9 protein-coding genes, 1 other RNA gene and 1 pseudogene are annotated in these 12,111 nt (G+C 64.3%); 6 read left to right on the top strand and 5 right to left on the bottom strand.

The features are described from left to right. Window positions 1-151 precede the first annotated feature (151 nt). A complete protein-coding gene (locus QD172_RS10865) occupies window positions 152-1,549 on the top strand; it encodes a S41 family peptidase (protein WP_279855758.1) in 1,398 nt (465 codons plus the stop codon). A 139-nt stretch (window positions 1,550-1,688) separates the two neighbouring features. On the opposite strand, the gene QD172_RS10860 is transcribed toward QD172_RS10865, so the two are convergent. From QD172_RS10860 to QD172_RS10845, 4 genes are all read right to left on the bottom strand, one after another. After that, window positions 1,689-3,017 (bottom strand): UbiH/UbiF/VisC/COQ6 family ubiquinone biosynthesis hydroxylase, encoded by a 1,329-nt coding sequence (locus tag QD172_RS10860; protein ID WP_279855757.1) that lies wholly within the window; start codon window positions 3,015-3,017, stop codon window positions 1,689-1,691. A 157-nt stretch (window positions 3,018-3,174) separates the two neighbouring features. Then, window positions 3,175-4,422 carry a 2-octaprenyl-6-methoxyphenyl hydroxylase gene (gene ubiH / locus QD172_RS10855; RefSeq protein WP_077379683.1) on the bottom strand — a complete coding sequence of 416 codons (1,248 nt, stop codon included), beginning with the start codon at window positions 4,420-4,422 and terminating at the stop codon, window positions 3,175-3,177. Window positions 4,423-4,426: 4 nt separating this feature from the next. Continuing rightward, window positions 4,427-5,767: a Xaa-Pro aminopeptidase gene (gene pepP, locus QD172_RS10850; protein WP_141391859.1), complete on the bottom strand. Its 1,341-nt coding sequence runs from the start codon at window positions 5,765-5,767 to the stop codon at window positions 4,427-4,429. A gap of 155 nt (window positions 5,768-5,922) precedes the next feature. Next, entirely contained in the window at window positions 5,923-6,564 is a 642-nt protein-coding gene (locus QD172_RS10845) for a UPF0149 family protein (protein WP_077379685.1), read from the bottom strand. 259 nt (window positions 6,565-6,823) lie between these two features. Here QD172_RS10845 and QD172_RS10840 point away from each other — a divergent pair, with 259 nt between their 5' ends. From QD172_RS10840 to QD172_RS10830, 3 genes are all read left to right on the top strand, one after another. Then, window positions 6,824-7,186 (top strand): cell division protein ZapA, encoded by a 363-nt coding sequence (locus tag QD172_RS10840; RefSeq protein WP_077379686.1) that lies wholly within the window; start codon window positions 6,824-6,826, stop codon window positions 7,184-7,186. 88 nt (window positions 7,187-7,274) lie between these two features. Next, window positions 7,275-7,457, top strand: a non-coding RNA gene (gene ssrS / locus QD172_RS10835) — 6S RNA. A 22-nt stretch (window positions 7,458-7,479) separates the two neighbouring features. Continuing rightward, window positions 7,480-8,208, top strand: a complete 729-nt coding sequence (locus QD172_RS10830) for a 5-formyltetrahydrofolate cyclo-ligase (RefSeq protein ID WP_136939481.1) — start codon at window positions 7,480-7,482, stop codon at window positions 8,206-8,208. A 681-nt stretch (window positions 8,209-8,889) separates the two neighbouring features. Here the strand turns inward: QD172_RS10830 and ilvA are convergent. Then, window positions 8,890-10,425, bottom strand: a pseudogene (gene ilvA / locus QD172_RS10825) (threonine ammonia-lyase, biosynthetic); the annotation flags it as partial. A gap of 256 nt (window positions 10,426-10,681) precedes the next feature. On the opposite strand from ilvA, the gene rpiA reads away from it, so the two are divergent. Both rpiA and QD172_RS10815 read left to right on the top strand, forming a co-directional pair. Next, window positions 10,682-11,353: a ribose-5-phosphate isomerase RpiA gene (gene rpiA, locus QD172_RS10820; RefSeq protein ID WP_279855755.1), complete on the top strand. Its 672-nt coding sequence runs from the start codon at window positions 10,682-10,684 to the stop codon at window positions 11,351-11,353. Window positions 11,354-11,366: 13 nt separating this feature from the next. Next, window positions 11,367-12,074 (top strand): DUF3157 family protein, encoded by a 708-nt coding sequence (locus QD172_RS10815; protein ID WP_279855754.1) that lies wholly within the window; start codon window positions 11,367-11,369, stop codon window positions 12,072-12,074. Window positions 12,075-12,111 lie beyond the last annotated feature (37 nt).

The raw sequence follows: 12,111 nt of genomic DNA, 5'->3' as shown, positions 1-12,111 counted from the left end.
AACATGGCGACAGGCTAGGCGGCAGGTACCCGGGCGGGATATGCTCGCAGTCATCCGTGACTGCGAGCGTCGGGGTCGCCTCTTCCCCTCTGGCTGAACTGCCAGGCGCTTCGGCATCAGTCGAGCCAGTCTCCGTCGAGAAGGAAATCGCATGTCCGCATCGTCGTCATTCCGTCCTGCCCCGCGTCGCCTGCGTCAGCTGGCGGTCAGCGTGCCGCTGAGCCTTGTTCTGCTGGGCGGCGGAGTGCCGGCCCATGCTGAAGATGCGCGGCAGGGAGCCACGCCTGCCTCCTCCAGCGAATCGGCCAATGGCCTGCCGCTGGAGGAACTGCGCACCTTTGCCGAAGTCTTCGAGCGCATCAAGCGCACCTATGTGGATGAAGTGGATGACCGCACGCTGCTCAAGAATGCCATGCGTGGCATGCTGGCAGGGCTGGACCCGCACTCGGCGTATCTGGATCAGGATGACTGGCAGGACCTGCGCGAGAACACCGATGGGGAATTCGGCGGTATCGGCATCGAGGTCGGCATGGAGGAGGATGGCCAGCTGACCATCATCGCCCCCATCGACGACACCCCGGCCTCACGTGCCGGCCTCCAACCACGTGACGTGATCCTCAAGATCGACGATACGCCGATGGAGGGTCTGTCGATGACGGAATCCGTCAAGCTGATGCGTGGCGAGGAAGGATCGACCATTCGCCTGCTGGTACTCTCGGAAGGCGCCGACATGCCCCGCGAGGTCGTGCTCAAGCGGGCCATCATCAAGAGCAGCAGTGTCAGTCAGCGCCTGCTGGAGCCGGGATATGGCTACCTGCGCGTCAGCCAGTTCCAGAGCGCGACGGGCGATGAGGCGAAACGCGCCCTTACGGAGCTGCGCGAGGAAAGCGGCGATGTCGCGCTGAAGGGTCTGGTGCTGGATCTGCGCAACAACCCCGGGGGGCTGCTGTCAGCGGCCGTCGAGATAAGCGACCTCTTCCTCACGAGCGGCCGCATCGTCTATACCGAGGGGCGCCTGCCGGACAGCGAGCTGTCCTTCTCGGCCAGAGCCGAGACACCGGCCGGTGATACGCCGCTGGTGGTATTGATCAACGGCGGGACGGCCTCCGCCGCGGAAATCGTCTCAGGTGCCCTGCAGGACCAGCGCCGCGCCATCATCATGGGCACCGAGAGCTTCGGCAAGGGCTCGGTACAGAACGTGATGCCACTGGGCAACGGCGACGGCCTCAAGTTGACCACGGCTCTCTACTTCACGCCCAACGGGCGCTCGATCCAGGCAGAGGGCATCCGCCCGGATGTCGAGGTGGTGCGCGGACGACTGGAGCGCGACACGCGGCGTGATTTCAGCGTGCGCGAGGCGGATCTCGACGGACGTCTCGACAATGCCAATGGCGACTCATCGACGCCTTCCAGCAAGGCACCGGACAGCCCGGTGGTCGCCGAAAGTGATTACCAGCTGGGGGAAGCACTCAACCTGCTCAAGGGCATGAACGTGCTGGGTCGCAGCGCCGCTCTCAAGGCCACGCTTCCCGCCACCTCGGAGCAATAGTCTCTCTTTCGCCGCAAACGACACGACCCCGCCAACTGGCGGGGTCGTGTCGTCTTTCGCGCGCCAATCGGCAGGTCTGCCATCTCCCGCCTGGCCTGTCGTCGTGCTAACTGTCACGCCCAGAGGTGAGCGCTCACTGTCACCGTGGTCGGCAGCTCTCCGGCAACTCCCCACGCTCCCCCATCGCCTGGCGCATCAGCAGGCGCTTGAGCTCGACGCTGCCATCCACCCAGCCAAGTCCCAGGTTACGCACCAGGCGTACCCCCGGCTTCCGGCTGCCGAACAGCAGGCGGAAGCCATCCATCATCTTCAGCATCACGGCATTGTCGCTGCGCCGGCGTCGACGATAGCGCTTCAACCAGCGCTCATCGCCCAGTGCCACGCCGCGGCGGTGTCCAGCCAGCAGTTCTTCCGCCAGCACGGCGACATCCATCAGGCCAAGATTGACCCCCTGCCCCGCCAGCGGGTGAATGGCATGCGCGGCATCCCCCACCAGCGCCAGCCCCGGCAGCACATACTCCTGCGCATGACGTTGATGCAACGGGAAGCTGAAGCGTTCGGCACTGTATTCCACCGTGCCGAGCTTTCCCTCGAAGGCTGCTTCGAGCTCATGACAGAAGTCCGTCTCGGGCAATGCCAGCAGGCGCTCGGCTTCCTGCGGAGTGGTGGACCAGACGATGGAGCAATGGCGCTGGGCGCCGGATGCCTCGCCCTCGGGATGTGCCAGGGCGGAATTGACCGCCAGCGGCAGGAAGGCCAGCGGCCCGGTGGGCAGAAAGCGCTGGCGGGCGACGCCCTGATGCGAATGCGCCGTGCGCACCGTGGTGACCAACGCCACCTGGCCGGTATCGTGCTCACGGGTCTCGATTCCCGCCAGCTCGCGCAGACGGGAACGCGCCCCGTCAGCCGCCACCACCAGCCCCGCCGCGACGCTGCTACCGTCGCTCAGTGTCAGGCTTGCTGCCTCGCCCCCCTCAAGTTGGTAAGCACTTACCACCGAGGCTGACCCCGTCCTGGGCAATCCCAGACCGCTGACCCGGACACCATAACGGCGCGTGATCGAGGGACACCGGGAAATCGCTTGCTCAAGCGCGGCCTGAGTGACCCGATTCTCGACGATGTGCCCAAGCTCCGACACGCCGCTTTGCTCGGCACTGAAGCCTATCTCGCCATTGCCTTCGGCATCCCAGACCTGCATGCCGGTATAGGGCATCAGACGACTCTGTGCGATGTCCTTCCAGACCCCCAGGCCGCTGAGCAATTGACGCGAAACCGGTGTCAGCGCACTGACACGCGGCTCCGGTGCCAGCGCCGGCTGCCAGTCGACGATGCCCTCGCGACCCTCGATCAGAAGGACGCGCAGGCCGCCCTGCCCCAACAGCAGCGCCAGCGTGGCGCCGACGATACCGGCGCCCACGATGGCGACATCCACCTCATGCGGTGCATCCAATCTCCGATGCTCGTTCATGCCTGCTCCCTTGTATGACGCCTGTCGCGCGTCGCTCTCCTGGCGAGAGTCTCGTGAATCCGGCGGCGATTTGGTCACTCATCGACACCACCCTGGGGCGCAAGCCTGTGGCGCAACTCACGACATCGCTTGGCCCGTTGGCAAGTACTCGCTACGCCTAGCGCTCAATGCCCATCGAGCGCCTTGCCAGCAGGCGCTTGAGCGGTGACACCAGATTCAGACCGATCAGCCCTGCCGCCCGAGCATGCCCCAGCCAACGACTTTCGACGCCGAACAGGCGGATCAAGCCATCACTGAACAGCACGACATTGTCGCGGTCCGCACCGCGCCGCGACTCGAAATCACTCAGCACGCTGACATCGCCAGCGGCATCACCACGTGCCTGTCCCGCCGCGATGGCGGCCACCAGATCCGTCACGCCACGCAGCGCCAGATTGAAGCCCTGCCCTGCCACCGGATGCAGCGAGTGAGCGGCATTGCCGAGCACCGCAAGTCCGGGACGTGTCCCCTCGCTGGCACGTATCAACGACAGGGGATAGGCATGGCGCTGCCCGACCCGCCGGAAACGGCCGGCCCGCTCGCCGAAGGCAGCCTGAAGCGCCTTGAGAAACTCGGGCTCCGGCATGTCCATCAGCGCAGCCGTCTCGTCGGGAGAACGTGTCCAGATCAACTCCATTCGGCGGCCACCCAGCGGCAGCAGCGCCATCGGTCCTTCGCTGGTGAAACGCTCATAGGCCACCCCCGCGTGGGGCTGGCTCATCTCGACGGTGGCGATCAGCGCCTGTTGTTCGTAGGCATGCGTCTCGCTATGGATGCCGAGACGCTCCTTGAGCCCCGAGCGCCCGCCATCTGCCAATACGGTCAGTCCCGCCTCGATCAGGCGGCCATCCTCCAGCAGCAGGCGGTGCCCCTGCGCGCTGACGCTGATCTGCGCCACGCGTGCCGGGCAGTACCAGGTCAGCGGCAGTTCCGCCAGACGCCGATGGAGCACGCGCCCCATCCAGGCATTGGGGATCACATGCCCCAGCGCGGGAACCCCCAGTTCCTCGGCCCGCATGCGTGTGGCCCCGAGATGGCCGCGCTCGCTGACATGGATGGTACGAATCGGCGTGGCGTGCTCACGCATCGCCTCCCACAGCCCGAAGGCGATGAAGCGCTGGCGTGAACCGGCAGCGATGGCACTGGCTCGCGCATCGAAACTGGGCTGGAAACGCCCGGTATCCTCCGCGGGAGGCAAGGGGTTGGCCTCGACCACCGCCACGCGCAGCCCATCCTCCTGCTGCCCGTTCATCAAGGGTGCAAGGGCACAGGCCAGGCTCGCGCCCACCAGGCCACCACCGATGATGACGACATCGAATCGCTCCGGCGCAGACGTTACCGGGGATGCTGCCGCTGGCTCACTCATGATGTCAGGCTCCTTCGCGCATCAGTGCCTCGATGGCCTCGACGGATTTGGGAACCGTGGCGCTCAGCACTTCGTGCCCGTCCGCGGTGACCACCACATCGTCCTCGATGCGAATCCCGATCCCCCGATACTCGGCTGGAATGTCACTGGCGTCCGGCACATAAAGCCCCGGCTCGACCGTCAGCACCATGCCGGGCAGCAACGGACGCGGCTCACCGTTCTCGCGGTAACTGCCGACATCGTGCACATCCAGTCCCAGCCAGTGCGAGGTGGAGTGCAGATAGAAGCGGCGATAGGCCTCATCGGCGATCAACGCCTCCACTTCACCTTGCAGCAGGCCCAGTTCGACGAGGCCGGCGGTCAGGTCATGCACCACCTGTTGGTGAATGCCCACCAACGTCGCTCCCGGCACCACGGCGGCCACTGCACGTTCCTGGGCCTTGAGCACGATCTCGTAGAGACGCTTCTGGGGCTCGCTGAAGTGGCCATTGACGGGGAAGGTACGGGTGATGTCGCCGGCATAGAGTGCGTACTCCGCGCCAGCATCGATCAGCACCAGCTCGCCATCGATCAGCGGAGCACGGTTCTCGATGTAATGGAGCACGCAGGCATTCACGCCACCACCGACGATGCTGGTATACGCGGGTGCCGGGGCGCCCTGCCACTGGAATTCATGCTCGATCTCGGCCTGCAGATGATACTCGTGCAGCCCGGGGCGGCTGGCCCGCATGGCACGGATGTGGGCGCGAGCGGAAATCTCCGCCGCGTGACGCATCAGCGCCAGCTCACGCTCATCCTTGATCAGGCGCTGCTCATGCAACAGCGGGGCGAGGTCTTCAAAGGCGACCGGCGGGCGGGCACCACGACGCACGGCCGCGGCCAGCTCCTCGCGCAGCGATTGCGCCAGCGCCAGAGCCTCGTCGTCCTCGAACAGCACGAAGAGACGCCCACGGCCATCCAGCAGACCGGCCATGACATCCTCACGCTGATCATTGGTGAAGGCCTGGTCGAATCCCGCCTGCGTCACGGCCCCTTCGGCACCGATACGGATACCGGTCCAGGCTTCCGCCAGCGGATCCTTTTCCTGACAGAACAGTACGCTCTCGCCTTCCGCGCGCCCCGGCAACAGCAACAATGCCGCTTCCGGTTCCGGCCAGCCGGTCAGGTAATGAAAGTCACTGTTCTGACGGAAGGTGAACTCACTGTCACGGTTGCGCTGCGCCAGGCCGGACGACAACACCAGTACCGCGGCATCACGAGGCAGCTGCGTCATCAGACGCTGGCGACGCGCCGAGAAGTCATCAGCAGTCAGCGCCGCCGGCGCAGGCAGGATTTCAGGGACGATCATGGCGTTCTCCGTCGGGGTCCGTGTCGGGCAGGCATGTCATGGCCTGCCCGACACGAATCAGAATGTGGCGGGAAAGGACGAGGCTCCCGAAGGGACAATCCTTCCCGAAATGGGGTCGGCCGCCGGGTATTGCGAGCGGCAATCTGCCTCACTCAGTGAGTGTCGTTGCGCGAGCTGACCCCGAGACTGCCTTCAAGTCCGCCTTCCGGCAACTGATCGTCACTGGGCTTCTCGACGTCCGGGTTGCCCGGGTGCTGCTCGGTATACAGCAGCAGGGCCGCCATGCGCACGTGGTCGGCCAGCGCGAACAGATCCGCCTCGTCCTCGGCATTGTCGTCATCCAGGTCCTCGGCGTTGGCCAGACCGCTCGAGATGGCCTCGACATCGCTCAGCGCATCACGCAATGCCTGGCTCCAGCCCTTGCGGACCTCGCCATCGACGCCTGCCAGCTCTTCCTGGAAGCCCAGCGTCCACTCACGCAGGCTCTGGCCACGCTCGGCCAGGGAGAACATGTCGTCCGGCAACAGCGGCTCGAAGCTCATCTCGCTGGCCGCCAGGCGCTCCTGGTTGCGCGTGCGCCAGCTGAGAAACACCTCGCCCGCTTCACGGGTGGCCGGTTGCTCCACTCCCAATGCGGCACAGACGCGGCTCAACCAGTCTTCCGCGCTGATGTCATCCATCGCCAGGGCAGCGACCAGCTGTCCATCAAGGAAGGAAGGGTTGTTCAGGCTGCCGTGAACCAGGAACTGGTCCGCGACGAGAGAGAAGTCGAAGGTATCGTTGATGATGGCCATGGTGCGGGTCCATTGAGTCGGTGAGAAAGGCATCGGCAATCGACGATTACCGCTCGAACCCTGAGCGCCATGCTGGGTGACAGCCGCACTGCGCAGCGCGTTGACCCTCCAGAAGCGGCTCTCTATAGTGGCTCGAGAATGCCCCCATCTTACCGCACTGGCCCTCCTTCTGGCTTGCCGTCCTCACTGCGAGGTGACGCCCAGTCAAGGACGCCGCCGTCAATCAGGACGACGCCGGACATGGCCCGAGAGGACTGACATGAGCGACTCCACGACTCCCCGCAATACCACCGAGATCAGCCTGCTCGGCCGCAGCTATACCGTCAGCTGCCAACCCGGCGAGGAAGATGGCTTGACCCGTGCGGCGGCCTACCTGGATCTCGCCATGCAAGGCATCCAGCAACGTGGCAATACCATCAGTGCCGACAAGGTCGCCCTGATGGCCGCGCTCAACATCTCTCACGAACTGATCAACAGCCGCGACAGCGAACGCGCCATGCAGCAGGATTTCGAGACACGCCTCACGGCGCTGGATCGCCAGCTGGATGCGGCCCTCAAGCAGGTACCAGCCGAGTCTGTCCAACGTGCGAAGGCGCGTGCTGATGAAGCAAAAAACGCTTGAGAATCAAACAACTGATAAATTTCAGCAACAGTCTGTTCCCGACAGGATTAAGCCTTGGGCCGGCAGACGGGGTTTGGTAGACTGAAGGAGTTCTCTGGGGTGTACGACAGTTGCCGATGTCCCTCGAGCTTATAAGCTATTCCCAGGGAGTCCACTGCGCAGTGCTGTGTGCATGTCCGTGCGTCGGAAAGCCTGATGCGCTGCGCGGGACTACCCACCTTGAACCGCTGGGTTCAAGGGCCCCCGGTAACACCGGCACCTTGGAGAACCCTGTCTGACGGAGAATGTCAGGCATGCTCAAACCCCCTGCGGCTCGCGCCGCCCTCGCGAATCACTATTCGCCTCCCTCGCTTTCACGTGATGTCACGCTCTGGCCATTGTCCAGCGAGCTTGATCACCCCACTGCGGATCGCCGCGCCCTGAGACGCTTGCTACGCCAACGGCGACGCCAGTTGACAGCCCCCGAGCGCCGTAATGCCGAGCAGGCCCTGTTGCGACGACTGAAGCGTCTGCCGGAACTGCTGCGTGCCCGGGACATCGCCCTGTACCTGCCCAATGATGGCGAGATCGACGCCACCCGTCTGTGCCGATGGCTGCAACGTCGGGGAGCACGCGTCTATCTACCGGTCCTGCGACCCTTCGCGGTCAACTCACTCTGGTTCGTCCGCTACGACGACCATACCCCACTGGTGAGCAATCGCTTCGGCATCGCCGAACCTGACACGCGCTTCGGAGCCCACAAGGGCCGACGCCTGCCGGCCTGGGCATTGGATATCGTGCTGATGCCGCTGGTGGGGTTCGATGAGGCTGGCGCACGGATCGGCATGGGGGGCGGTTTCTATGACCGCAGCTTCGCCTTCACCCGTCGCGCCGGGCCAAGACCGAGGTTGATCGGCCTCGCCCATCACTGTCAGAAGGTGCCGGCCTTGCCGGTACAAGCCTGGGACATACCGCTGGATGCCATCGTCAGTGATCGCGAGATCGTGCGCCCAGGCCGCAGGCATGGGAACGCATCGTCATGATGCTCACGCAGGGGCAGTCACGCACGGGCGGTCAACGGCGCCAGCATGTCGCGGGCGTGCTCGGACTTGAGGGGGAGCAGACGTGCCTGGAGATCAAGGAGAAGAGCGGGAGGGAAAGGGGGGCAGGGGGGCAGAAAGGCAGAGCGCGAGAACGACTCTCCCTCTGAAAACGCCACTGCCGCCCGAAGGCGGCAGTGCACGATTCAGGAACCCATGACGGTCTGGGCGTAGCCGGTGGCGACGACACCAATCCCGAAAATGAATACCAGGGCCATGACCAGATCGGGCTTGCGTTTCATGAGAGCGGGCTTCTTCTTATATCGTCAGTGGCTTTCGCGTGACGGTTGTCGATGACTGTCTTCCTGACAGTGCCCACGATGATAGGCATCTGACCTGCGTATGACAATCACCATGCAGCCGTATGAATGAACGTTTTTCCACGCTTGCATTTCGCGCTGCAGGCGAGGGCTGGCAAGGCCTGGAGGGAAAACAACGTTCGATATCTCTGACGCCCCACCTGAGTACAAGTCATCAGTCATGCCATTCACCATCATGACGAGAAAAGCCCCTGCTCTCAGACGAGAACAGGGGCTTTTTCATACTGCCAATCATGAATGCCATCCGCCTGATGCCCACTTGATTCAGAGCGACCTCATCCAGGCAGGCGAGGCATGGCCGACATCATGACAGGAAAAGGCGATAGGCCGGATTGTCGCTTTCCTTCCAGAAGCGATAGCCGATCTCCGCGAAATACTTCTCGACCTCGGCGCGATCCCCATTGGGCACCTGCATGCCGATCAGGACTCGCCCATGGGACGCGCCGTGATTGCGATAGTGGAACAGCGAGATGTTCCAGTCCGCAGGCAGATGGGTCAGGAAGTTCATCAGGGCACCAGGACGTTCCGGGAACTCGAAGCGATAGACCTCCTCCTCGAGGTCGCTGCTGGTGCGCCCCCCGACCAGATGACGCGTGTGCAGCTTGGCCAGCTCGTTGTCGGTGAGATCCTCCACCGCGTAGCCCGCCTCACGCAGCTTCTCGACCACCGCTGCGCGGTCTTCCCCGCCCGGCTTGACCTGGACACCGACGAAGACGTGCGCCTCCTCCGGATTGGCATAGCGGTAGTTGAACTCGGTGACCATGCGCTTGCCGATCACCTTGCAGAACTGCTTGTAGGCCCCGGGGCGCTCCGGCAAGGTGACCGCCAGAATGGCTTCCCGCTGCTCGCCGAGCTCGGTGCGCTCGGCAATATGCTGCAGGCGATCGAAGTTGGTATTGGCCCCGGAGTTGATGCAGACCAGCGTCTGCCCTTCCGCGCCAGTCTGCTGGATGTACTTCTTGAGGCCCGCCAGCGACAGAGCGCCGCTGGTCTCTGACACGGCGCGCGTGTCCTCGAAGATATCCTTGACCGCCGCGCACATCTCATCGGTATTGACGGTGATCACTTCATCGACGGTATGGCGGATGATCTCGAACGGCGCCTCGCCGATCTGCGCCACGGCCACCCCCTCGGCGAACACGCCGACCTGGTCCAGCACCACACGCTCGCCGGCCTCCATGGCCGCCTTGAGGCAGGCCGCATCCTCAGCCTCGACACCGATGACACGAATGTCCGGACGCAGATACTTCACGTAGGCCGCGACACCGGCAATCAGGCCACCGCCGCCCACCGGCACGAAGATCGCATCGATCTTGCCCGGGTGCTGACGCAGGATCTCCATGCCCACCGTCCCCTGCCCGGCGATCACGTCCGGGTCATCGAAGGGCGGAATGAAGGTGTAGCCATGTTCTTGCATCAATGCCTGGGCATGCGCGAGCGCCTCGGGAAAGGCATCACCCTTGAGCACCACGCGTGCGCCGCGTTCACGTACCGCCTGCACCTTGATCTCCGGCGTGATGCGCGGCATGACGATGACGGCCTTCACGCCCATCAGCTTGGCTGCCATCGCCAGTCCCTGGGCATGGTTGCCCGCCGAGGCGGCAATCACGCCACAGGCCTTCTGCTCATCGCTCAGCTGCGCCATCTTGTTGTAGGCGCCGCGAATCTTGAAGGAGTAGACGGGCTGCAGGTCTTCCCGCTTGATGAAGATCTGGTTGCTGAAACGACGTGACAGCATCGGGGCTGACGAGAGCGGGGTTTCATGGGCGGCTTCATAGACACGAGCCGACAGGATTTTCTTGACGTAGTGTTCGAGCATTATAGGAATGTCCTGATGTGTCGCAGCGCGGGCCGCATGGGTGCGACCGAACCCCCATTGTTATCAGACCGCCGGCGAGAGCGTCCAGCGCCATCGCGACGTTTGCCGTTATAATGTGGCGTTTTCTCGCGTTGCGTCGCCCGACTCGCTTCCTGTCTGCGCTTCTGGTTGCCGTGCAACAGCATGAGGCACAGACACGTCGGGATACGCGCCAGGCTCCCTTGCCGACGCGATGACCGCCACTCTCCACCCCTGCCCCACCGACCCGAGGTATGACATGACCCAGGATGAGCTGAAGCAAGCCGTGGCCCGCGCTGCCCTTGATGAGATCCGCCCGCTGCTGAACCGCGACACCATCATCGGCGTCGGCACCGGCTCCACCGCCAACCTGTTCATCGATGCTCTGGCGGAGGTTCGCCACGACTTTGCCGGCGCCGTCGCCAGCTCCGAAGCCACTGCCCAGCGCCTCAAGGGCCACGGCATCGACGTCTACGAGCTCAACCATGTGGGCACCGTGCCGGTGTACGTGGATGGTGCCGACGAGATCGATCCGCGTCTGGCGATGATCAAGGGCGGTGGTGCGGCGCTGACCCGCGAGAAGATCGTCGCGGCCTGCGCTGAGCGTTTCGTATGCATCGCCGATGGCTCGAAGCAGGTCGACATCCTCGGTGGCTTCCCGCTGCCGGTGGAAGTCATTCCGATGGCACGTTCCTACGTCGCGCGCGAACTGGTCAAGCTGGGCGCGGACCCGGTCTATCGTGAAGGCGTGCTGACGGACAACGGCAACCGCATCCTCGATTGCTACAACTTCCTGATCGAAGACCCGATCACCATGGAAGCCCGCATCAATGCCATCGTCGGCGTCGTCACCAATGGTCTGTTCGCCGCCCGTGGCGCCGATGCGCTGCTGGTCGGTCTCGAGACAGGTGTCGAGCGCATCACTGCCTGAGGAGGCTCGCCTGATGACATGGAAGATCACGCGCCACCTTGGCACCCGAGGCCTGTCGCTTCTGGCCGGTGCCCTGCTCAGCCCGGTGCTGATGGCAGACAGCCTGCCGATCAGCTCTCCGACGACCATCACGCTGGATAGTGGCGTCAAGGTGCTGCTCAAGCCGGACCACAGCTGGGAGTATCTGCTGGAAGTCTCCGACGAGCAGAGCCCACGCTCGACGCTCGGCAGCGCGACGATACCCACCTCGTCCGCCCTGCCGGTGGTACCCGCGAATACGCCTGCCGCTGGCGATGCAGGGCAACCAGTGCCGGCCCGCGCCAACGTCTCTGCCCCGGCTCCGGCTCCGGCCCAGGCACGCCTCAATGCCAGCGCACTGGCCAATCCGACGCTGCTGAGCGAGGGACATCGTGATGGGGTCGTCGCACGACTGACCGCCGTGGACATCGACGATGGCGACGCCGTGCTGCGCTTCGAGATCCAGAACACCGCCGGGCAGAACGTCATCGCCACCCGGGCAAGACTGCGTCTTTATGGCGACGATGGCCGTCTGCTGGCGACGCGCGAGGCGCCGCTGTGGGTCGGCGAGTATCGGCTGCCCGAGACCTACCTGCGCCCCGGCCAGACCCGTGAGGGACGCAGCGTGCGCATCGCCCTGCCGGACGACAGCTGGTCCCGCCAGCTGGTGCGCGTGGAAGTCAGCGAGGTCGAGTTCCGCTGATCACCATATGTCAGCTTCCAGGTGTCAGACGCCAGAG

The organism is Cobetia sp. 10Alg 146, from assembly GCF_029846385.1.
Lineage (GTDB): Bacteria > Pseudomonadota > Gammaproteobacteria > Pseudomonadales > Halomonadaceae > Cobetia > Cobetia marina.
The sequence above is the reverse complement of the archived record's forward strand: the minus strand, read 5'-3'. Positions and strand labels throughout refer to the sequence as shown.

Coding starts and splice junctions, on each gene's coding strand:
- QD172_RS10865 (WP_279855758.1), top strand. CDS start 152: ATGTCCGCATCGTCGTCATTCCGTCCTGCCCCGCGTCGCCTGCGTCAG.
- QD172_RS10860 (WP_279855757.1), bottom strand. CDS start 3,017: ATGAACGAGCATCGGAGATTGGATGCACCGCATGAGGTGGATGTCGCC.
- ubiH (WP_077379683.1), bottom strand. CDS start 4,422: ATGAGTGAGCCAGCGGCAGCATCCCCGGTAACGTCTGCGCCGGAGCGA.
- QD172_RS10845 (WP_077379685.1), bottom strand. CDS start 6,564: ATGGCCATCATCAACGATACCTTCGACTTCTCTCTCGTCGCGGACCAG.
- QD172_RS10840 (WP_077379686.1), top strand. CDS start 6,824: ATGAGCGACTCCACGACTCCCCGCAATACCACCGAGATCAGCCTGCTC.
- QD172_RS10830 (WP_136939481.1), top strand. CDS start 7,480: ATGCTCAAACCCCCTGCGGCTCGCGCCGCCCTCGCGAATCACTATTCG.
- rpiA (WP_279855755.1), top strand. CDS start 10,682: ATGACCCAGGATGAGCTGAAGCAAGCCGTGGCCCGCGCTGCCCTTGAT.
- QD172_RS10815 (WP_279855754.1), top strand. CDS start 11,367: ATGACATGGAAGATCACGCGCCACCTTGGCACCCGAGGCCTGTCGCTT.